This is a genomic window from Blastococcus sp. LR1 (assembly GCF_020166105.1).
GTDB lineage: Bacteria > Actinomycetota > Actinomycetes > Mycobacteriales > Geodermatophilaceae > Blastococcus.
Genome location: NZ_JAIUJY010000005.1, coordinates 13,030 through 33,323, shown reverse-complemented (window position 1 = coordinate 33,323; position 20,294 = coordinate 13,030). Strand labels below are relative to the sequence as shown.

Annotated in this window: 21 protein-coding genes; 6 read left to right on the top strand and 15 right to left on the bottom strand. The window is 74.4% G+C overall.

Annotated features, from left to right (window positions below; translation table 11 throughout):
* Window positions 1-289: 289 nt before the first annotated feature.
* From LBW97_RS15055 to LBW97_RS15015, 9 genes are all read right to left on the bottom strand, one after another.
* Window positions 290-880 carry a hypothetical protein gene (locus LBW97_RS15055; RefSeq protein ID WP_224500174.1) on the bottom strand — a complete coding sequence of 197 codons (591 nt, stop codon included), beginning with the start codon at window positions 878-880 and terminating at the stop codon, window positions 290-292.
* A complete protein-coding gene (locus tag LBW97_RS15050) occupies window positions 868-1,758 on the bottom strand; it encodes a DUF1524 domain-containing protein (protein ID WP_224500173.1) in 891 nt (296 codons plus the stop codon). The genes LBW97_RS15055 and LBW97_RS15050 overlap by 13 nt, the downstream gene beginning before the upstream one ends.
* A gap of 62 nt (window positions 1,759-1,820) precedes the next feature.
* Window positions 1,821-2,996 carry a mannose-6-phosphate isomerase, class I gene (gene manA, locus LBW97_RS15045; protein ID WP_224500172.1) on the bottom strand — a complete coding sequence of 392 codons (1,176 nt, stop codon included), beginning with the start codon at window positions 2,994-2,996 and terminating at the stop codon, window positions 1,821-1,823.
* A 57-nt stretch (window positions 2,997-3,053) separates the two neighbouring features.
* Window positions 3,054-4,820 (bottom strand): glycerol-3-phosphate dehydrogenase/oxidase, encoded by a 1,767-nt coding sequence (locus tag LBW97_RS15040; RefSeq protein WP_224500171.1) that lies wholly within the window; start codon window positions 4,818-4,820, stop codon window positions 3,054-3,056.
* Window positions 4,821-4,841: 21 nt separating this feature from the next.
* Window positions 4,842-5,786 carry a DUF808 domain-containing protein gene (locus tag LBW97_RS15035; protein ID WP_224500170.1) on the bottom strand — a complete coding sequence of 315 codons (945 nt, stop codon included), beginning with the start codon at window positions 5,784-5,786 and terminating at the stop codon, window positions 4,842-4,844.
* Between the two features lie 76 nt (window positions 5,787-5,862).
* Window positions 5,863-7,005 carry an SIS domain-containing protein gene (locus tag LBW97_RS15030; protein WP_224500169.1) on the bottom strand — a complete coding sequence of 381 codons (1,143 nt, stop codon included), beginning with the start codon at window positions 7,003-7,005 and terminating at the stop codon, window positions 5,863-5,865.
* A 13-nt stretch (window positions 7,006-7,018) separates the two neighbouring features.
* Window positions 7,019-7,219, bottom strand: coding sequence for a Trm112 family protein (locus LBW97_RS15025; RefSeq protein ID WP_224500168.1), 201 nt, complete (start codon window positions 7,217-7,219; stop codon window positions 7,019-7,021).
* Window positions 7,216-8,592, bottom strand: a complete 1,377-nt coding sequence (locus LBW97_RS15020; RefSeq protein WP_224500167.1) for a phosphomannomutase/phosphoglucomutase — start codon at window positions 8,590-8,592, stop codon at window positions 7,216-7,218. The genes LBW97_RS15025 and LBW97_RS15020 overlap by 4 nt, the downstream gene beginning before the upstream one ends.
* Before the next feature lie 25 nt (window positions 8,593-8,617).
* On the bottom strand, window positions 8,618-8,968 hold the full coding sequence (locus tag LBW97_RS15015; RefSeq protein WP_224500166.1) for a DUF3499 domain-containing protein: 351 nt from the start codon (window positions 8,966-8,968) through the stop codon (window positions 8,618-8,620).
* A gap of 220 nt (window positions 8,969-9,188) precedes the next feature.
* On the opposite strand from LBW97_RS15015, the gene LBW97_RS15010 reads away from it, so the two are divergent.
* Both LBW97_RS15010 and LBW97_RS15005 read left to right on the top strand, forming a co-directional pair.
* Window positions 9,189-9,656, top strand: coding sequence for a metallopeptidase family protein (locus LBW97_RS15010; RefSeq protein ID WP_224500165.1), 468 nt, complete (start codon window positions 9,189-9,191; stop codon window positions 9,654-9,656).
* Window positions 9,657-9,695: 39 nt separating this feature from the next.
* The gene (locus LBW97_RS15005; protein ID WP_224500164.1) at window positions 9,696-10,559 is read left to right on the top strand and encodes a hypothetical protein; all 864 of its coding nucleotides are present in this window, start codon (window positions 9,696-9,698) and stop codon (window positions 10,557-10,559) included.
* A 23-nt stretch (window positions 10,560-10,582) separates the two neighbouring features.
* Here LBW97_RS15005 and LBW97_RS15000 read toward each other — a convergent pair whose 3' ends face one another.
* The 3 genes from LBW97_RS15000 to LBW97_RS14990 all read right to left on the bottom strand — a co-directional run bounded on the left by LBW97_RS15000 (window position 10,583) and on the right by LBW97_RS14990 (window position 12,366).
* Window positions 10,583-11,107, bottom strand: coding sequence for a hypothetical protein (locus LBW97_RS15000; protein WP_224500163.1), 525 nt, complete (start codon window positions 11,105-11,107; stop codon window positions 10,583-10,585).
* 92 nt (window positions 11,108-11,199) lie between these two features.
* Window positions 11,200-12,036: a hypothetical protein gene (locus tag LBW97_RS14995; protein WP_224500162.1), complete on the bottom strand. Its 837-nt coding sequence runs from the start codon at window positions 12,034-12,036 to the stop codon at window positions 11,200-11,202.
* An 87-nt stretch (window positions 12,037-12,123) separates the two neighbouring features.
* A complete protein-coding gene (locus LBW97_RS14990; RefSeq protein WP_374490158.1) occupies window positions 12,124-12,366 on the bottom strand; it encodes a WhiB family transcriptional regulator in 243 nt (80 codons plus the stop codon).
* 379 nt (window positions 12,367-12,745) lie between these two features.
* Here LBW97_RS14990 and cofD point away from each other — a divergent pair, with 379 nt between their 5' ends.
* Genes cofD through LBW97_RS14970 form a run of 4 tightly spaced genes read left to right on the top strand, consistent with a single transcriptional unit; the run spans window position 12,746 to window position 17,416 of the window.
* Window positions 12,746-13,696, top strand: a complete 951-nt coding sequence (cofD, locus tag LBW97_RS14985) for a 2-phospho-L-lactate transferase (protein WP_224500161.1) — start codon at window positions 12,746-12,748, stop codon at window positions 13,694-13,696.
* On the top strand, window positions 13,693-14,751 hold the full coding sequence (locus LBW97_RS14980) for a coenzyme F420-0:L-glutamate ligase (RefSeq protein ID WP_224500160.1): 1,059 nt from the start codon (window positions 13,693-13,695) through the stop codon (window positions 14,749-14,751). The genes cofD and LBW97_RS14980 overlap by 4 nt, the downstream gene beginning before the upstream one ends.
* 29 nt (window positions 14,752-14,780) lie before the next feature.
* Window positions 14,781-15,647, top strand: coding sequence for a glucose-1-phosphate thymidylyltransferase RfbA (gene rfbA / locus LBW97_RS14975; RefSeq protein WP_224500159.1), 867 nt, complete (start codon window positions 14,781-14,783; stop codon window positions 15,645-15,647).
* A gap of 11 nt (window positions 15,648-15,658) precedes the next feature.
* Window positions 15,659-17,416 (top strand): hypothetical protein, encoded by a 1,758-nt coding sequence (locus tag LBW97_RS14970; RefSeq protein ID WP_224500158.1) that lies wholly within the window; start codon window positions 15,659-15,661, stop codon window positions 17,414-17,416.
* A gap of 4 nt (window positions 17,417-17,420) precedes the next feature.
* On the opposite strand, the gene LBW97_RS14965 is transcribed toward LBW97_RS14970, so the two are convergent.
* Genes LBW97_RS14965 through LBW97_RS14955 form a run of 3 tightly spaced genes read right to left on the bottom strand, consistent with a single transcriptional unit; the run spans window position 17,421 to window position 20,293 of the window.
* A complete protein-coding gene (locus LBW97_RS14965; protein ID WP_224500157.1) occupies window positions 17,421-18,353 on the bottom strand; it encodes a DNA-3-methyladenine glycosylase in 933 nt (310 codons plus the stop codon).
* Window positions 18,354-18,402: 49 nt separating this feature from the next.
* Window positions 18,403-19,173 carry an SDR family NAD(P)-dependent oxidoreductase gene (locus tag LBW97_RS14960; protein ID WP_224500156.1) on the bottom strand — a complete coding sequence of 257 codons (771 nt, stop codon included), beginning with the start codon at window positions 19,171-19,173 and terminating at the stop codon, window positions 18,403-18,405.
* Between the two features lie 22 nt (window positions 19,174-19,195).
* Window positions 19,196-20,293: a mannose-1-phosphate guanylyltransferase gene (locus LBW97_RS14955; protein ID WP_224500155.1), complete on the bottom strand. Its 1,098-nt coding sequence runs from the start codon at window positions 20,291-20,293 to the stop codon at window positions 19,196-19,198.
* Window position 20,294 lies beyond the last annotated feature (1 nt).

Here is a 20,294-nt window from a genome sequence, read left to right as displayed (position 1 = left end):
TCCTGATACAAACTGCCTGTGGCAAGCAGAAGTCCCGCGCCCAGACAGGCTCCCGCACAACCGACTCCCACTACTACGTTCAACACGAAACGGTGCAGCGGACACGGTTCTCTCCGGGATAAGACGACAGCGCCTCGGAACCTAAGCGCGGAACCCGCCCGGGCGGCCCCGACACGCGTCGCGACCGCGGATCCGCAGGTCATAGCCCCGTGGGCCTCAGGACTCACACCCCACCCCGCCGCGGCGCCACGGGCCACGGGCCACGGGAGGGCGCGCCCCCTTCCGGTTCTCACAGCTGATGCAGGAGCAGGGTTCCGGCGAGCAGCACGCCGCCCAGTAGGAGTGCGGCCACGATGCCGGCACCCCTCAGGCGGACCGAGTACTCCGCGTGGCCGAACCCGGGCCCGCCCACCTCGACCTGCTCGCAGAACCGGTAGATCCGCTCCGCCGCCTGCCGGGAGCGGGGATAGCCGACCATGTCGCCGAGGAGCGACCGCCCGTAGGCGATGGATCCGATTCGACGTCCGGAGGTCATCCGGATCTCGAGGGGTCCGGATGGCATCACCTCGGCGATCTCGCCGATGGGTATCCGCCTCGTGGCGAGCAGGCCGACCACATCGATGTAGCCGTCGGGACTTCCCACGATCCTGGCGGTGGCCAACAGGCCGAGCGTGCTCACCACCAGGGACAACGGCAGCAGGGTCAGCGTCATGTCGCCAGGCGGAGTCGGGAGGTCGTCGGCGACGACTCCCCACGCGAAACCGAACGACCCGAGGATGGCGAGCGCCGAGAAGGCGAGCAGCGGCGCGCCCCACCGCCCCAGGGTGACCCGTTGCCCGCGGGGGCCGGCGGCGGACTGAAGGGAACTCAGGACTCGCACCCCACGCCGTCGCCGTCCCCGTCGAAGGCGTCGGAGAAGCCGGGGTCACCGCGACGGATCGGCGCGGCGCCCGCGGCCCGGACGGCGGAGCAGTCCGCGTAGCTCGCAGCCGCCCCGGGCGCGGAGGACGGCACCGGCTCCGAGGACGGGACCGCTGCGGCGCCGTCCGGAAGGGGCTCCTCCGGACACGTCTCCAGGACGCCGGCCATCGCGTCGTGCTCCGCCCGGGTCACCCACAGCCCGTAGGTCGCCTTCACCGCGATCTGCCGGGCCACGTAGGCGCAGCGGAAGCCGGTGTTCGGCGGCAGCCAGGTCGCGGCGTCGCCGTCGCCCTTCTGCATGTTCAGCGGTCCGTCCGCGGCGAGCAGGTTCAGCGGGTCGTTGCCGAAGGCGACGCGCTGGTCGGGAGACAGGCCCTGCGCGCCCTTCTGCCAGGCGTCCGAGAGCGCGACCACGTGGTCGATCTGCACGGCCGCGCTGGTCCCCTCGCCACGGCGGAACTCGATCACCGTGCCGGAGTACGGATCGGCGAGCGTGCCGGTGGCCACCACGCAGTCGCGGGTGCCGGGCGTGAACGTCTCGCCGGTGAGGTCGCGGGCCAGGACGTCGTTGCGGGTGTCGCAGCCGTTCCGGTCGGTGTCCACCCAGCCGTCGCCGAACAGGTCCCGCTCGTAGCCGGTCTTCGGGGCACGGCCCTTGACCTCGAGTTCCTGGAGGGCGGCGGCCGCGGAGCCGGCGACCGGGGCAGCGGTCGTGCCGGAGGCGTTCCCGCTCTCGGCGAGGTCGATCGCGTCGCAGGCCGTCAGCGCGGCGCTGACGCCGACGGCCAGGAGCGCGCCGGCGACGCGGCGGGGCCGGGATCCGGATCGGGTGGGCACGGAACCCGACGCTAGGCCGGGTCAGTGGCACCGAGGCGCCGCAACGCCGGGCGAGAGAGCTCTCAGACGAGGTGCGTCGTCGCCCGGTAGAGGACGGCGGGGCCCCGGGCGCTGACCGGAGCGCCTGCGGGGATGAACGCCGAGCGCCCCTTTTCCACGGTGAGCTCGCCGTCGGCCGAGGACAGGACGGCGGTCCCCTCCGTGCAGAGCAGCAGCTGGGGGCCGCGGGTGGTGAGCGTGCCCGCCTGCTCGTCGAGGTGCACGCGGGTGAGGTCGAAGTCCTCGACCGGCACCGGGTAGCGCAGGCCACCGGGGCCCAGCACGGGGTGGATCACCGGCACCCGGCCGTCATGGAAGTCCAGCACCTCGATCAGCGCCGCCAGGTCGACGTGCTTGGCGGTCAGCCCGCCACGCAGCACGTTGTCCGAGCTGGCCATGACCTCGACGCCGGCGCCCGAGAGGTAGGCGTGCAGGTTCCCCGCGGGGAGGAAGACCGCCTCGCCAGGGGCCAGCTTCAGGTGGTTGCACATCAGCGAGATCACGACGCCGGGGTCGCCGGGATAGGTCTCGGCGAGGGTCGCCGCCCACCGGTAGGTGTTGATGAACTCCGGGTCGTGCGCGGCGACGAAGCGGGCGGCAGCCGTGGCGACCGCCGACACGAGTTCGGTGCGGCGCTCCTGAGGCAGTGCGAGCAGCTGCGGAACGGCGGCCCGCAGGCCGCCGCGGGCGAGGGCTGCGATGGTCGGCTTGAGCTCGGGCACCTGCAGCTTGGCCAGGCAGTGCAGCGACTCCTCCACCGGCCGGAACCCGCAGAGCGCCTCGAAGGTGGTCAGCGCCAGCAGCAGCTCGGGCTTGTGGAAGGGGTCCTTGAAGGTGCGCGTCGGGTCGTCGTGCGCGATGCCGGCGGCTTCCTCGGCGGCGAACCCGGCCTGGGCCTGCTCGGTCGTGGGGTGCGCCTGCAGCGACAGCGGGGCGTCGGCGGCGAGCACCTTCATCAGGAAGGGCAGCCGGGCGCCGAAGCGCTCCACGACCGGGGCGCCGAGCAGGGCGAGAGGTTCCTCGGCGATCGCCTTGTCCAGCGGGCGGCCGTCGGACAGGACGCTGGGCTCGTCGGGGTGCGCGCCCACCCACAGCTCGGCGTGCGGCCGTTCGCTGGGTACGCGCTCGCCCAGGAGCTCGGGGATGACGGTGTGGCTGCCCCAGGGGTAGAACCGCACACCGTTGCTCAGCTGCCACATGGTGCTCGCAGATTACGTGCGCAGCCGCTGGTCAGGAACCGGGCGGCACCCGCGGGCTCACCCGGAGGGGGTGCCGTGCACTGCCTTGCGGACGTCGGGGGCGCCGAGCCGGGCGGCGTCGGCGGTCCGGTCGTCCGGCATCCGCTGGGACTCCCGCTCGGCGGCCACGCGGGCCTCGTAGTGCGCGATCTCCTGCGCCAGGAAGTCCGGCTGCCAGCCGTGCACCGTCGCCATGAGCCGCGCGACCTCCGGTGCCGACTCCACACCCCGGTGCGGGGTCTCGATCGAGATGCGGGTGCGGCGGGTCAGCACGTCGTCCAGGTGCAGCGCACCCTCCGCGGTCACCGCGTGGATGACCTCCGCGGCCAGGTGCCCGGGCGCTCCGGGCAGCGGGCTGCCCAGCGACGGGTCGGCCCGGACCAGGTCCAGGACGGCGGTCACCTGGTCGCCGTGCCGGCCGAGCAGCCGCCGCACCGCGTCCTCGGGCACCCCGTGGGTCGCCGCCAGCTCGGCGGCGCTGTCGCGCACCGACGTCCACTCCTCGGCGCCCACGAGCGGCAGCTCCGCCGTCCGGGACGCGGGGGTTCCCGGCAGCCGCTCGGCGGCGGCGTCGACGGCGTCGGCCGCCATGACCCGGTAGGTCGTGTACTTGCCGCCGGCGACGAGGACCAGCCCGGGCACCGGCATGACGACGGCGTGCTCGCGGGAGAGCCGGCTGGTCTCGTCGGACTCCCCCGCCAGCAGCGGCCGCAGCCCGGCGTAGACCCCGACGATGTCGTCGGACGACAGCGGCCGGACCAGCACCTGGTTGAGCTGGTCGAGCAGGTAGTCGATGTCCGCCCGGCTCGCCGCCGGGTGGTCGCGGTCCAGCGTCCAGGGGGTGTCGGTGGTGCCGACGATCCACTGGCCGCTCCACGGGATCACGAAGAGCACGCTCGTGGGGGTGCGCAGGATCAGCCCGTGCGGTCCGATGTCGCCGCCGTCGATCGCGTCGCCGGGGACCAGCAGGTGCACGCCCTTGGAGGCGCGGACCTTCAGGCTCGGCGCGGACTCCCCCAGCATCGCCCCGACGTCGTCGCTCCAGACGCCGGTGGCCGCGATGACGCTGCGCGCCCGGACGGTGAAGATGGAGCCGTCGGTGAGGTCGGCGACGCGCGCACCGATCACCGGCGCGTCGGCTCCCTCGCCGTCGCGGAGCAGGTCGACGACCCGGGCGCTGGAGAGCACCGCCGCACCGTGGCCGGCGGCGGTGCGCACCACCGCGAGCGTGTGCCGCGCGTCGTCGACCTGGGCGTCGTAGTAGCGGATGGCCCCGCGCACGACGTCGCGCCGGAGCGCCGGAAACGCCTCGAGCACGGCGCGGCGGGAGAGGTGCCGGTGGCGCGGGATGGCGCGGTCCCGCGCGAACGCGGCGCCGAGCGCGTCGTACAGGGCGACCCCGGCGCCGTAGTACGCGCGCTGCCACACCGGCGCGGTCAGCGGCAGCAGGAACGGCAGCGGCCGGACCAGGTGCGGGGCGATGGTGCGGACGAGCCGAGCCCGCTCCTTGAGCGCCTCGTGCACGAGCGGGAACGCCATCTGCTCGAGGTAGCGCAGCCCACCGTGGATCAGCTTGCTCGACCGGCTGGAGGTGCCGGCCGCCCAGTCCCGCGCCTCGACCAGACCCACCGAGAGCCCCCGGCTGGCAGCGTCGAGCGCGGCGCCGGCGCCGGTGACCCCACCGCCGATCACGAGGACGTCGACGACCCCGTCCTCGAGGCGGGCGCGGTCGGCCTGCCGCCGAGCCGGTGACAACTGGGTGCGGTCGGTGTCCCCCGGGTGCATGCCCCTACTGTCCCCCAGCGCTCAGTGCGCCGCCGCGTCCTTCTTCTTCCGGTGGACCGTGAGGTTCATGACCAGCACGACCAGCGCGCCGACGACGAGCCCCAGGATGGCGCTGCCCAGGGTGTTGACCAGCCAGCCGACGACCCCGCCCAGGGCGCCGGTCGCGTCGTGCGCAGCCTCCTCGAGGTGGTGCACGAACTCGTAGAGCGGGTGGAAACCCAGCTCATCGGTGCCCACCAGGATGATGTGGCCACCGACCCACAGCATCGCGACGGTGCCGATGACGGTGAGCGCGGTGAGCAGCTTCGGCATGCCCTTGACCAGCCCGCGGCCGAAGGCGGCCACGCCCGAGGAGTCGCGCTGGGCGAGGCTCAGCCCGATGTCGTCCATCTTCACGATCAGGCCGACGACGCCGTACACCAGCACCGTGATGCCGATGGCGACGACGAACAGGATGATCGCCCGGGACCAGAAGGCCTCGCTGGCCACCTCGTTGAGGCTGATCACCATGATCTCGGCGGAGAGGATGAAGTCGGTGCGCACGGCACCGGAGACGATGGTCTTCTCGTCCGGGAGGGCGTCCTCGACCGTCTCGTGGGACTCGGCGTGGCCGCTGATCCGGTGCCAGATCTTCTCCGCCCCCTCGTAGCAGAGGTAGGCGCCACCGATCATGAGGATCGGGGTCAGCAGCCACGGCAGGAACTGGCTGAGCAGCAGGATCGCCGGCAGGATCAGCAGCAGCTTGTTGCGCAGCGATCCCAGGGCGATCTTCCTGATGATCGGCAGCTCGCGGTCGGCGTTGAGGCCGTGCACGTACTGCGGGGTGACCGCTGTGTCGTCGACGACGACGCCGGCCGCCTTCATGCTGGCCCGCCCCGCGGCGGCGCCGATGTCGTCGATCGAGGCGGCGGCGGCCTTCGCCAGCACCGCCACGTCGTCGAGGAGAGCTACGAGTCCACCCGCCACGGGAAGTCCTTCCGATCGTCCGGCACGTCCGTGCCTGGTGCGTTGATGGTCGCCCGTCCGGCGGCGCGACGCGCGGTCACGGGCGAAGTGCCCGCTCACGGTCGAGCGCCAGGGCGAGGTAGACGGCGCTGAAGTCGGCGACGGCCAGCTGCCGGGCCAGCCGCGGGAGGCGGCCGAACCGCGCGGGGTCGCCGTGCTCGGCCAGCCCGCTGACCGGGACACCGTGCGCGCCGGCGGTGTGCAGCACCGACTGCATCGCCTCGGCCGCCGAGCGCGGTTCCCGTTCCCCCGCACCGTCGTGCGCACCGGCGTCGGCGTCGCGGATCGTGAGCAGCCGCAGCCGCCGCCCCTCGTCGTCCGCGCGGTCCCGGAAGAAGTCGTCCTCCTGGCCCCGCGCCAGCGGGCCGCCCAGGACCGCGCAGGCGGCCACGCGCTGGTCGGGCAGCCGGAAGCCGGTCGCGGGAAGGCCGGCGAGGGTCGCCAGCTGGTCGGCGATCCGCGTCGCGGCGGCACCGGCCAGCGGCCCCTCCGCGGCGATGACCGGCAGGGCGTCGAGGAGCTCGAGGGCGAGGGTCTTGGCCGGGTTCACGAACGACTCGCGGGCCGGCCCGCACTCCCCCGCCACCTCGTCCAGGGCGGCGGCCACCGCGTCGACGTCCGCCACTGCGGCGGGCAGGAGCTGGAGCTCGGTGGCCAGCCGGAGCATCGGGGTGAGGAGCGACCACAGCGTCGTGTGCTGGACCCGGCTGCCAGGCAGGGCCACGTAGGGCGCCCGGGCGCCGGCGCACGCGGCGTGCAGCGGCGCGCCCTCGGCCCCGATGCCCACCAGGGCGACGCCCCGCCGGGCGGCCTCGTAGGCAGGTCCGACCGCGTACGAGCCCTCGCCGGTCCGGGTCGCCACCACCGCGATGTCGCTCGGCCCGGCCCACACCGGCAGCGCCGGCCCGGGGACGACGTCGACGGTCACGGGGCTCGAGTTCCCGAGCAGGGCCCGCAGCACCGAGGCCGCCACCGCTCCCTCGCGACGCCCCACGATGATCAGCCCGCGCGGGCGACCGCCGCCGGTCACGGGCGCGAGGTTCGCCTCCTCGGTCAGCCGCGCGGTCTCGCGCACCTGCGCACCGGCGCCGGCCACCGCGGGCAGCAGGCCGCGCGGATCCCGCGCGCGCAGCAGCTCGAGGTCGTCGAGGACCTCTTCGGCGAGCTCGGGGGAGGTCATGCCGGCGTCGTCCTCAGCCGCGCTTGCGCGCCTCGTCCAGCAGGAGCACCGGAATGCCGTCGCGCACCGGGAAGGCGCGGTCGCAGGTACCGCAGACGAGCTCGCCGGCCGCCTCGTCGACGGTCAACGGGGTGTGGTGGGTGTCCGGGCAGGCCAGGATCGAGAGCAGGTCGGGGTCCAGGCCCAGCGGTCCGCTCGTCGGGGTTGCGGTCATCTCTGCTCCTGTCCGGCGCGCACGGTGCCGAGCACCCGGTCGCGCAGTTCGGTCATCCGCGCCACGTCCGGCGCCTCCACGTTCAGCCGCAGCAGCGGCTCGGTGTTGCTGGCCCGCAGGTTGAACCACGCGCCGTCCGCGAGCTCGACGGTGAGCCCGTCCAGCTCGTCGAACGTCGCACCCTCGGCCTCGAAGACCTCCCGCACCGCGGCCACCCGCTCCTGCGCGTCGGCGACGGTGGAGTTGATCTCCCCCGAGGCCGCGTAGCGCGCGTAGGCGGCGGTGAGGTCCGACAGCGTGCGGGGCTGCTCACCCAGCGCGGCGAGCACGTGCATGGCAGCCAGCATGCCCGTGTCGGCCCGCCAGAAATCACGGAAGTAGTAGTGCGCCGAGTGCTCGCCGCCGAAGACGGCGTCGGTGCGGGCCATCTCGGCCTTGATGAAGGAGTGCCCGACGCGGGTGCGCACCGGCTGCCCGCCGTGCTCCCGGACGATCTCGGGCACCGCCCGCGAGGTGATCAGGTTGTGGATGATCGTCGTCCCGCGGCCCTTGGCCAGCTCCCGGACGGCGACCAGGGCGGTGATCGCCGACGGGCTCACCGGCTCGCCGCGCTCGTCCACCACGAACACGCGGTCGGCGTCGCCGTCGAAGGCCAGGCCGATGTCGGCCCCGTGCTCCACGACAGCGGCCTGCAGGTCGACCAGGTTGGCCGGGTCCAGCGGATTGGCCTCGTGATTGGGGAACGAGCCGTCGAGCTCGAAGTACAGAGGGACGACGTCCAGCGGCAGATCGGCCAGGACGACCGGCACGGTGTGCCCGCCCATGCCGTTGCCGGCGTCGACGACGACCTTCAGCGGCCGGATCCCCGCGAGGTCGACCAGCGAGCGCAGGTGGGCGGCGTACTCGGCGAGGACGTCGCGCTGCGACACCGAGCCGACCCGGTCGGGAACCCTGTCGTACTCGTCACGCTCGGCCCACTCGCGGATGGTGACCAGGCCGGAGTCCTGCCCGATGGGGGCGGCACCGGAGCGGCACATCTTGATGCCGTTGTACTGCGCCGGGTTGTGGCTGGCGGTGAACATCGCGCCCGGCAGGTCCAGCGAGCCGGCGGCGAAGTAGAGCAGGTCGGTGGATCCCAGCCCCGCCTCGACGACGTCGAGGCCGCGGGCGATGACGCCCTCGGCGAAGGCGCGGGACAGCGGGATCGAGGTCTCCCGCATGTCGTGCGCGGTGACGACCGTCGTCGCGCCGCTGTCGGCGAGCACGAACTCGGCGAAGGCCGCACCGATGGCACGCGCCGTCGACTCGTCCCATTGGTCGGGGACGACGCCGCGAACGTCGTAGGACTTGATCAGCGCGGACAGGTCTGCCACGCGCACGAGACTATCGGCGGGGTCGTTACGGGAGGTCGGGCAGGACCCGCAGGTGGCCGCGGCGGATGCCGCTGCCGTCGTCCGCCGGGTCGCGCGGGGGCTCCGGACGGGCCGCCTCGCGGACCGCGTCGGCCAGGGCCAGCAGGTCGTCGCCGGTCGGCCCCGAGTCCTCGAGGTCGATCTCGTGCCGGACGACCTCCCAGCCACGCGGCACGGTCAACCGCTCCGCGTGGAACTCGCACAGGTCGTAGCTGTGCGGCTCCGAGAACGTCGCGAGCGGACCCACGACAGCGGTCGACTCCGCGTAGACGTAGGTCAGGGTCGCCGCTGCCGGTTGCGCGCAGCCGCTGCGCGAGCAGCGACGTGACTGCCTCACCACCGGTTCCTCACGAAGGGCACAGTAATCCCGCGACGCGGTGCGCGACAGCAGGCGCACCGGTTTCGGGACCGCCACGCACCATCCTGCACGATGGTCCCGTGGGCATCGTCACCGGTCGGACGCGGGATCCGGCCCCGTGCGGCGCGACATGGGAAATCTTCGCCGAACTCGTTCAGGGGCCCGGCGTGTCGTGTCCCGCCGTAGGCTCCGACCCGTCATGAGCACCCCGCGACGCCGCCCCGCCCGCTCCCGCCGCGACCGTCACGGTCGCGGCCTGCGGGGACGCCTGGTGCCGGACGGCGTGCCCCTGGCGCGCAGTCGCGGCGAGGCGTTCGACGACCTCGTCCTCGACGCGGTCGAGGCCCTCGAGCGCCGCTGGGAGCGCGAGCTGGCCGGCGTCGAGTTCGCCGTCGAGGACGTGCCGTGGGTGGAGCACACCGACCCCGACGAGGTCGTGCTCGACAGCGACGTCCTGGACGACGGCGGGGTTCCGCTCGCGCGGGTGCTGCCCGCTCGCCGCGAGCAGGGCGAGGAACTGCCGCCACGCGTCGTCGTCTACCGGCGGCCGCTGGAACTGCGGGCCAACGACCGCGACGACCTCGCCGACCTGGTTCGCGACGTCGTCGTCGACCAGATCGCCACGCTGCTGGGGCGCGACCCGGAGGAGATCGACCCCACCGGCTGACCGGCGGGGTCCACGAGCCCGACTGAGATGCTGGGCGCGATGGACGTCCTCGCCGCCGGCAGCGCAGCCGAGCTCGTGCTCGGCACCGTCCTGGGCGTGCTGCTCGCGGTCGCCGCCGGGGCGGCGTTCCTCCGCGCCCGGCGTCCTGGCCCCCCGCGCGCTCCCGAGCCGACGACTCCGCCCCGGGTGGACGACCTGGCGGACTTCCTCGAGCACCCGCCGGGCACGCGGCCCGGGGAGCCGACGGCGCAGGGCTGGGTGAGCCTCGCCGCTCCCCCGCCGCCGCCCGAGCCCGCACCCGCACCCGCACCCTCGGTCGACTCCCGCCCGCTCGTGGTGCTCTGCCTGCTCGCGCTGGCCCTGGTCGGCGTCGCGGCCGCGGTGGCCGTGGGCAGCCGCGATCCCGAGCCGCCCGTCGAGGCCGCACGTCCCTCCGCGTCGGAGCCGGCGTCGGACCCGGCGCCTCCGCCCGAGGGCACGACGGGCCGGCTCACCGCCGGCGGGCTGGTCCTGGAGCAGCGAGCGGTGGGCATCACGGTCGCCTATCCGGAGCTGACGCTCACCACCGACGGCAGCGGCAGTCGACTGGAGCTGCGTCTGCCCACCTGGAACTGCCTCGCGGCCCGGGCACCCGAGGATCCGGAGGCGGCCGGCTGCGCGCCCTCGCTGGTGGAGCACGCGGAGCTCGAGTCCCCGGAACTCGTCGTGGAGCGCGACGGGGACGGCCTTCTGCTGCGCGGTCCGGCGGCGACGGAGGTGCGCCCGGCCGGCTCGGCGCCCGAGCCCACGGGACGCGTCTACGACCTGGAGCTGAACCTCCTGTCCGCCGACGGGACCGCGGTCGGCGAGGTGCGCATGGGCGCCGGCACCGCACCGGTCTCCGGCGAGCTCGGCGAGGACTGAGCTGGACGGCAGCGTCGACAGGCCTAGGACGCCGTGTCCTCGTCTCTCGTCGTCGCGGTCTCCTGCCCGTCGTCCGGCGCGCGCTCCGAGTTGAGTCGCAGCGCCCGGCGCGGGCCGCTCGACGTCCGACGAACCACGACGGACGACGTGAGGTAGAGGATCAGGAGCTCCCAGGGGAAGGACCCGCGGTGCGCCGTCACCCACGCCAGGCCTCCCGCGCCGGCGGACAGCGTCACGACCCACAGCGCCCAGCCGGCCCGTCGCGAGGTGAGCTCGATCCCCGGGGCCCGGTCGATGCGCTGCTGCGCCCAGGCCACGGCAGCTCGCCGCAGCCGCACGTCCTCCAATCGGCGCCCCCAGTCCACGGCCGACTCCACCTGCAGGGCCTCGTCGGGGGTGAGGCCGAACCGGCGCATCGCATCGCCCCACGGGTCGAACGTCGGTTTCGGACGACGCCGGCGCGCCCGGAAGCGGCGCCAACGCAGCCACCCGGCCCACGACGAGAGCCCGGCGAGGACCACCACTACGGCGGTGAGGGCGACCGTCACGGGCGCCGATGCTGCACCGCGGCCGCGGCCTGTGCACCCACACGACACGCGACCGGGCTATCCCGCGGCGCAGCGAGCCCTCGCGGGCGAACTCAGCGAGAACTGACTCCCGGCAGCGGCGGCCATGCGCGCGCCGGCACGGTGAGGCCGACCAGCGGCGCGCCCATCTCGGCGCCCAGGCCGCCGCCGGTTCCCCACCAGGGCCAGCGGTCCCGACCGTCGACCAGGGTGAGCAGCGCACCTCGGAGTCGGTTCCCGTCGGCGACGACGGCCACCTCCAGCTGGTCCACCGCGGCGTGCAGCCGGGCGGCGGCCCGGAGGAAGCTCCGCGAGCGGGGGTCGGGCTCGGCGTCGAGCAGGGCGGGCAGCCAGCGCTCGATCACCCGCGGGTCGCGGGACCGCTCGACCGGGCCGACGGCGTCGAGGCCGTCGAGCAGCCGGGTGCTGCGCACGTTGGCCAGCACGGAGGTGGGCAGCCCGGCGGCCAGGGCGCGGGCGGTCGGATCGCCCAGCGGAAGGCCGGCGATCCGGAGCGAGACCGGCCCGCGCAGCGAGTCGAGCAGGCCGAGGATCCCCGCGGCGAGCAGAACGGCTGCGGCGTCGTCGCGGGCGAGGAGGCGAGCCGGAGGCCGGCCACCGGGCAGCGGGCCCCGGGCCTGCCCGAGGAGCTCGACGACGGCGACGGGGCCACGCCGCCGCACCAGCAGGAAAGCGGCCGCCCTAGGCGTGGCGTCGGGCGCACCGTCGACCACGACGGCGACCGGCCGGCCGCTCCGGCGATGTGCGGCGCCCTCGTTGAGGACGGCGGTGAGCCACGGCGCCCGGGCGGGGATCGGGGCGGAGAGCGCGGCCATCAGCGGGCCCGCGGCGCGAACCTCCCGCACGACCGCGGTGCGCCCGGAGACCACACGGGCGGCACGGTCGGACATGCCCCGAACACAACCACAGCCGCCGACGAGGGGACGCCGGCGGCTGCGGGAACGTGCTGGATCGACCCCTGTCCGGGGCCGCGACTGCTAGACCGCGCGGCGGCGCAGGCGGCGGCGCTCACGCTCCGACAGCCCACCCCAGATGCCGAACCGCTCGTCGTTGGACAGCGCGTACTCGAGGCACTGGGCCTTGACCTCGCAGCCGGTGCAGATCTTCTTCGCCTCCCGCGTCGAGCCGCCCTTCTCGGGGAAGAACGCCTCCGGGTCGGTCTCGGCGCACAGCGCCTGCTCCTGCCAGGACTGCGCGTCGGCCTCCAGGCCGAAGCCCAGGAACCCGACGAACGCCTGGCCGGTGCCCTGGCCGACGGCCTGCTGACCCATCGCCGGAGCAGCCGCAGCCGCCCCCAGACGGTCGGCCGATCGCTCGGTCCCGTTCACGTAATCGCTCAGCCACGAAACTTCAGCCATGACGGTGCGTCCCCTCTCGCTCTCGTCCCGGTGCTCGGCCGGCAGGACGTTCCCGGGCCGTTCAGCACTCGTTGACACCGCGGGAATTACACGCGTGTCGTTGCCACCCCGTCAACTTTGCCCGGTGTAAGCGACACGCCACACCAGTCACATCTGCCACACCCCGTTCGTCACATCTCGTGGCACCCCCCGACACGCCCGGCGAACAGTCGACAAGTGCTCATCAGGCACGATGCGTTTCGTGCAGATCGTGGTGCTGGCAGGTGGGACCGGAGGGGCTCGTTTCCTCCGCGGAGTTCGCGCGGCGGCCCCCGAGGCGGAGATCACCGCCGTCGTCAACACCGGCGACGACGTGACGATGCACGGGCTGCGGATCTGCCCGGACCTCGACACGGTCATGTACACCCTCGGCGGCGGCATCGACGAGGAGCGCGGCTGGGGCCGGGCCGGCGAGAGCTGGACGGTCAAGGAGGAGCTCGCCGCCTACGACGCCGACCCCACCTGGTTCGGTCTCGGCGACCGCGACATCGCCACGCACCTGGTGCGCACCCGGATGCTCGACGCCGGATATCCCCTGTCCTCCGTCACCGCCGCGCTGTGCACCCGCTGGGAGCCCGGCGTGACGGTGCTGCCGATGTCCGACCAGCGGGTCGAGACGCACGTCGTCGTCCCCGACGCCGAGACCGGGCGCCCCCGGGCGATCCACTTCCAGGAGTGGTGGGTGCGTCACCGCGCCGAGCTGGAGCCCTCGGCCTTCGTCCAGGTCGGCGTGGACGCCGCCCGCCCCGCCCCGGGGGTCGTCGAGGCGTTCGCCGCGGCCGACGCGATCCTGCTCGCGCCCTCGAACCCGGTCGTGTCGATCGGCACGATCCTCGGCGTCCCCGGCCTGCGCGAGGGGCTGCTCGCCTCCCGGGCCCGGATCGCCGGCGTCTCCCCGATCGTCGGCGGCGCCGTGGTGCGCGGCATGGCCGACCGCTGCCTGCCGGCGATGGGCATCGAGGTGAGCGCCGAGGGCGTGGGCCGGCACTACGGCGCGCGCTCCGACGGCGGGCTGCTGGACGCCTGGCTGGTCGCCGAGGACGACGCCGCGGACGTGCCGGGCGTGGACGTGCGCCCGCGACCGCTGCTGATGTCCTCCCCCGAGGCCACCGAGGCGCTGGCCCGGGCAGCGCTCGACGCCTGCGCCCGGTGAACGCCCCGGGCGGCATCTCGGTCCACCCGGTCGCGGGGCTGCCGGAGTTCGCGCCCGGGGACGACCTGGCGGCGACCATCGCCGCGGCTGCGCCGTGGCTGGCCGACGGCGACGTCCTCGTCGTCACCTCCAAGGTGGTCTCCAAGGTCGAGGGCAACCTGGTGCGGATCGAACCCGGCGCCGACCGCGAGGCCGCCCGCCAGCGCGCGGTGGACGACGAGACCGTGCGGGTCGTCGCCCGTCGCGGGCCGCTGAAGATCGTGCAGACCCGGCACGGCTGGGTGGTCGCCGCCGCCGGCATCGACGCCTCCAACGTCGCCGCCGACGCCCTGGTGCTGCTGCCCGAGGACTCCGATGCCTCCGCGCGGGGGCTACGGGCCCGGCTGCGCGAGCTCGCCGGCGTGGACGTCGCCGTCGTCGTCAGCGACACCTTCGGCCGCACCTGGCGCGAGGGGCTCACCGACGTCGCCATCGGGTCGGCCGGCATCGAGGCGCTGGACGACCACCGCGGCGCGCTGGACGCGCACGGCAACCGGCTGGAGACGACGCGCATCGCGATCGTGGACGAGCTCGCGTCCGCCGCCGATCTGGTCAAGGGCAAGCTCGCCGGCGTTCCCGTGGCGGTGGTCCGCGGCCTGCCGCTGCACCGCCCGGCCGACGACGCCGACGAGGGCACCCGCCCCCTGGTGCGCCTGCCCGCCGACGACCTCTTCCCCTACGGCTCGCGCGACGTCGTCGCCTCCCGCGCGCCCGAGGCCGACCTGCTCCCCCGCCCCGGCGAGCGCGCGGCCGTCGCGGAGGCGTTCCGCGTCGCGGCCGCCGCGCTGCCGGAGTTCCCCGTCGTCCTCCGCTACGGCGGTGAGGACGACGGCGTCGTCGACGTGCACCTCTCCGACGCCGTGACCATGGCGACCGCGCTCAACCTCGGCGCGGTCGTGGGCGCCGCCGTCGTCCAGCTGCACGCCATGGGCTGGTCGACCCGGTGGGAGCCGGTCGGAACCCCCGGGGGAACCTCACTCGTCGGGAGGCTGTGGCTGGGCGATCCGGCGCCCTGAGCCGCCCGGATCGCCTACGGTTCGGTCCCATGCGCGGGATCATCTTGGCCGGTGGCACGGGGAGTCGTCTGTTCCCCATCACGCAGGCCGTGAGCAAGCAGCTCATGCCGGTCTACGACAAGCCGATGATCTACTACCCGCTCTCCACGCTGATGATGGCCGGGGTGCGCGAGGTGCTGGTCATCACCACCCCCGGTGACCAGGAGGCGTTCCGCCACCTGCTCGGCGACGGCAGCCGGCTGGGCATGCGCATCGAGTACGCCGTCCAGCCCAAGCCGGAGGGCCTGGCGCAGGCGTTCCTCATCGGCGCGGAGTTCCTCGGCGGCGAGGCCGCGGCGCTGGTCCTGGGCGACAACATCTTCTACGGCGCCGGCCTCGGCACGGCGCTCTCCCGGCTGCCGGAGCCCGCCGGCGGGCACGTCTTCGCCTACCACGTGGCCAACCCGCAGGAGTACGGCGTCGTGGAGTTCGACGACGCCGGCCGGGTCCTCTCCATCGAGGAGAAGCCGGCGCGGCCGAAGAGCTCCTACGCGGTCCCCGGTCTCTACTTCTACGCCGGCGACGTCGTCGAGGTCGCGAAGGGCATCACGCCCAGCGCCCGTGGCGAGCTGGAGATCACCGCCGTCAACGAGCACTACCTGCGCGAGGACCGGCTCACCGTCACCGCGCTGGACCGCGGCACCGCCTGGCTGGACACCGGCACCTTCGCCTCGCTGCGCCAGGCCACCGAGTTCGTCTCGGTGGTCGAGGAGCGCCAGGGGCTGAAGATCGGCTGCATCGAGGAGGTCGCCTGGCGCAACGGCTGGCTGGACGACGACGGGCTGCGCGCCATCGCCGAGCCGCTGGGCAAGAGCGGCTACGGCAGCTACCTGCTGGGTCTGCTGAACGACCGGTAGCGCCCCGTCCCGTGACCGAGCCCGACGCACCGCCTCCGACGTCCTCCCGGACCGGTCGGACGGGCGTCGCGGAACGGGTGCTGATCGCCGCAGTCGTGCTCGGGGTCGTCGTCGCCGGCTGGCTGGCCCGCTGGACGGCGGACGACGCGTTCATCAACTACCGCGTCGTCGAGAACCTGCTCGCCGGCAACGGCCCGGTCTTCACCGCGCCCGTGCGCACCGAGGTCGCCACGAGCCCCGCGTGGCTGCTCCTCCTGACCGGAGCCGAGGCCCTCCTGCCCGGGAACTCCGTCGCCTGGGCCTCGGTGGTCCTCGGCATCGCCGGCACGGCGACCGGCGTGCTGTTCGCGATGCTCGGCGCGCGCCGGCTCTTCGGCACCGCCGGCCGGCCGGTGGTCCCGTTCGGCGCGGTGGTCCTCCTGGCGCTGCCGCCGTTCGCCGACTTCACCACCTCGGGCCTGGAGACCGGGATGTCCTTCGCCTGGCTCGGCGTCTCGTTCTGGGGCCTGGCCCGGGAGCTGCGGCGCGAGCCCGCGCGCGCCGGACGTCCGGTCTGGCTGTACGTGCTGATCGGCCTCGGCCCGCTCGTGCGCCCGGACTTCGCGCTGATCGCCGGGCTGCTCCTGCTGTGGCTGACCGTCGTCGCTCCCGGGGCGTGGTGGCGACGGCTGCTCGGACTGGTCGCCGCGGGCGCGCTGCCGCTCGCCTACCAGCTCTTCCGGATGGGCTACTACGGGCTGCTCATCCCGAACACCGCGGTGGCCAAGGAGTCCGGGCGGCCACTGTGGGGGCGGGGCACCGACTACCTGCTCGACCTCGTCGTCCCCTACGCCCTCTACGTCCCGGCCGTCCTCGCGGTCGCGGTCGTGGCCCTGCTCCGGCCTCCGCTCCCTCGGCGGGAGTGGTCGCTCGTGGCCGTCGTGGTCGCCGCCGTCGTCGTCCACACGCTCTACGTCGTCCGCGTCGGCGGGGACTTCATGCACGCGCGGCTCCTCCTGCCGAGCCTCTTCCTCGTCCTCTGCCCGGTGGCGGCCGTGCCCCTCCCCCGGATGCCCGGGGCCCGCAACAGCCTCGCGGCGGTCGCGCTCGTCGCGACGGCCACGTGGGCGCTCGTGGCGGCCACCTCGTTCCGGACCGACTACGAGATCCGGGACACCGCCAGCGGCCTCGCCGACGAGCGCGCCCACTACGTCCAGCGGGCCGGCGTGCCCCACCCGGTGACATTGGAGGACCACGGACGCGCCGGGGTGCTCGCCTACTCCGCGCGGGTCGAGGAGCTGCACGAGCGCGGCGCGGACGTGATCGTCGGCCAGGTGGCCGAGGCCCGGCCCGGCACCCGGGTCGAGGTGATCGCACCGTCGGACGGCGGCGTCGTCTTCGCGGTGGGCAACGCCGGGTTCTACGGCGTCGCTGCCGGTCTGGACCTCGTCGTGATCGACGTCCTGGGGCTGGCGGACCCCGTGAACAGCCACCTCGAGGCCGGCCCTCCGCTCCGGGCGGGCCACGAGAAGCGCTATGCGGACTGGTACCTGCTCGCCCGGTACGGAGCCGACGACCTCGCCGTCCAGCGACAGGAGGGGCAGCCGGCGCCCGAGCGGGTGGCGGCAGCCCGCGCGGCGCTGTCCTGCGGCGAAGTCGCCGAGCTCATCTCCGCCACCTCGGACCCGCTGACCTGGAACCGGTTCTGGAACAACGTCCGGGGCTCGGCGCACCGGACCTCGCTGCGCATCCCGCTCGACCCGTTCGAAGCCGAGCGCACCTTCTGCTGAGCCGTCAGATCCGGCGGTTGTCGATCGGCGCGAAGCGCGGTCCGCGCCGGGGACGGCGGGGACCACCGGCGAGGATCAGCCGGACGACGCGCTGACGGTGACCGCGCCACGGCTCGAGGAGGGCGAGCATCTCCTCGTCATCGGTGTTCCGGCGCCCGGTCAGCGCGAACCCGACGGTGTTCTTCAGGTGGTAGTCGCCGACGCTGACGGTGTCGGGGCAGCCGAGGGCCCGCTGCACGACCTCCGCCGCCGTCCACACGCCGATGCCCGGGACGAGCTTCAGCCGGCGCTGCAGCTCCGGTGAGTCGCACCCGGTCTCCGGCTCCATCCGGTGCGCCACCCCGGCGACGGCCCGCAGGGCGCGGCGCCGAGCGCCGTCGAGGCCGCAGCGGTGCCACTCCCAGTCGGTCACCTCCAGGACCCGGCGGGCGGAGGGCACGACGCGCATGCCGTCGGGTGCCGGCCCCGGAGCCGGCTCCCCGGCCAGCCGGCAGAGCTCGCGGAAGACCCGGTAGGCCTCCACGGTCGTCACCTTCTGCTCCAGGACCGCGGGCAGCAGGGCGTCCCACGTCCGGCCGGTGCGGCCCAGCCGCAGGTGCGGATGGGTGCGGTGCAGCTCGGTGATGAGCGGGGAGGCCGCGCCCGGGCTGAACTCCTCGGGCCGGTCGTCGGCGCCCAGCCATCCGGGCACCGCCGCACCGGCCCGCTCCGCGCCCGGACCCCACGCCTCGATCCGCACCTCGCCCGCGACCCGGGTGATCCGCACGGTCGCCGGGCCGTCGGGCGTGCTGGTCGTCCGCCAGAGGCCGCCGTCGGCGACCTGCATCGTCGGGTCGGCCGCCCCGCGCCGGTGCGGGGACAGCGCCCGGACCAGGTCCAGGGGCCAGTCGGGCACCCAGGCGGTCGCGAAGTCCGCGACGGCCCGGGTGCCCGACATGCCTGTGCCGGACGTCGTGCTCGTGCTCAGCAGGTGCTCCTGGGAAGGGTCAGCGGGGTGCCATGCGCAGCGCGCCGTCCATCCGGATGACCTCGCCGTTGAGGTAGCCGTTCTCCACGATCGAGAGGGCCAGGTGGGCGAAGTCCGACGGACGGCCGAGCCGCTTGGGGAAGGGTATGCCCGCCGAGAGGGCGGCCCGCGCCTCCTCGGGCAGCGAGCCGAGCAGCGGCGTGTCCACCAGGCCGGGAGCGATCGTGCAGACCCGCACGCCCACGCTGGAGAGGTCGCGCGCGGCCGGCAGGGTCATGCCGACGACGCCGCCCTTGGACGCCGAGTAGGCCAGCTGGCCGATCTGCCCGTCGAAGGCGGCGATCGAGGCGGTGTTGACGACGACGCCCCGCTCCCCCTCCTCGTCCGGCTCGGTCTGCGCGATCGCGGCCGAGGCGAAGCGCAGCACGTTGAAGGTGCCGACCAGGTTGACGCTGAGGACCTTCATGAAGGCGCCGAGGTCGTGCGGCTCGCCGTTGCGGCCGACGGTGCGCTGCCCGGCGCCGATGCCGGCGCAGCTGATCGCGATGCGCAGCGGCCGGTCCTTGCCGGTCGCGTCGGCGACAGCGGCCTGCACCGACGCCTCGTCGGTGACGTCGGTGCGGACGAAGGTGGTGTGCCCGCCGAGCTCGGTGGCCAGCGCCTGCCCGCGCTCCTCGTTCAGGTCCAGGATGGTCACCGCCGCGCCGCGGGCGGCCAGCGCCCGGGTGGTGGCCTCACCGAGCCCGGAGGCTCCTCCGCTGACAACGGCTGCGACGTCGAAGCTCTTCATGTTCGGCAGCCAATCATGCGGGCTACGCGAACTGTGAGCCGTGTCGCTCCTGCACCTCGGCGAGCAGCTGCTTGACCCGCTCGGCGTCGGCGACCGGGCAGACCATCGTGACGTCGGCGGTGTGCACCACCACGCTGTCGCGGACGCCGACCAGCGCGATCAGGTGCTCCGGGTCGTCGCTGAAGACGATGTTCCCCGACCCGTCGAGCACCACGGCCAGGCCGCGGACGGCGTTGCCCGCGCCGTCGTCGTCGAGCGTGTGCGCCAGGGCCGGCCAGGACCCGACGTCGAGCCAGTCGACGTCGAGGCCGGCGACGAGCACCCGGCCGGGTTCGGTCGCCGCAGGCTCCAGGACGGCGTAGTCGACGCTGATCTTCGGCAGCGTCGGGAAGACCTGCGCCAGGACGGCGTCGCGCTCCGGGCCCGCCGGGGCGGCGACGATGCGGGCCAGCCCCTCGGCGGAGGCGGGCAGGTGGTCGGCGAGCGCCTCGAGCACCGTGGCCGCGCGCCAGACGAACATCCCCGAGTTCCACAGGTACTCACCGGAGGCGAGGTAGCCCTCGGCGGTGGCGCGGTCGGGCTTCTCGCGGAAGGACGCCGCCTCGGCCACCCCCGCGACGCCGGTCGCCGCTCCGCGCTGGACGTAGCCGAAGCCGGTCGCCGGCGCGGTCGGGGTGATGCCCAGGGTGACCAGCGCCCGCGGCCGGTCCGCGAGCGCGTCGAAGGCGGTTCCGAGCACCTCGGCGAAGCGCTCCAGGGGGCGGATCACGTGGTCGGCGCTCACCACCGCGAGCTCGGCGTCGGGGTCGACGTCGGCCACGAGCGCGGCGGCCAGGCCGACGGCGTTGGCGGTGTCCCGGGGCTCGGGCTCGAGGATCAGTCGGCCCTCGGCGAGCTCCGGCAGCGCCGCCCGCACCTGGTCGGCGTACCGCGCGGCGGTGCAGACCCACACGCAGTCCGCCGGCACGACCGCCCGCACTCTGCGGTTCGCTTCCACGAGCAGGCTGTGGGCGCCGTCGTCGGTGGCGACGACGTCGATCAGCTGCTTGGGCCGGCCGACCCGGGACAGCGGCCACAGCCGCGTGCCGGAGCCCCCGGCCATGATCACCGCGTGCCGCATC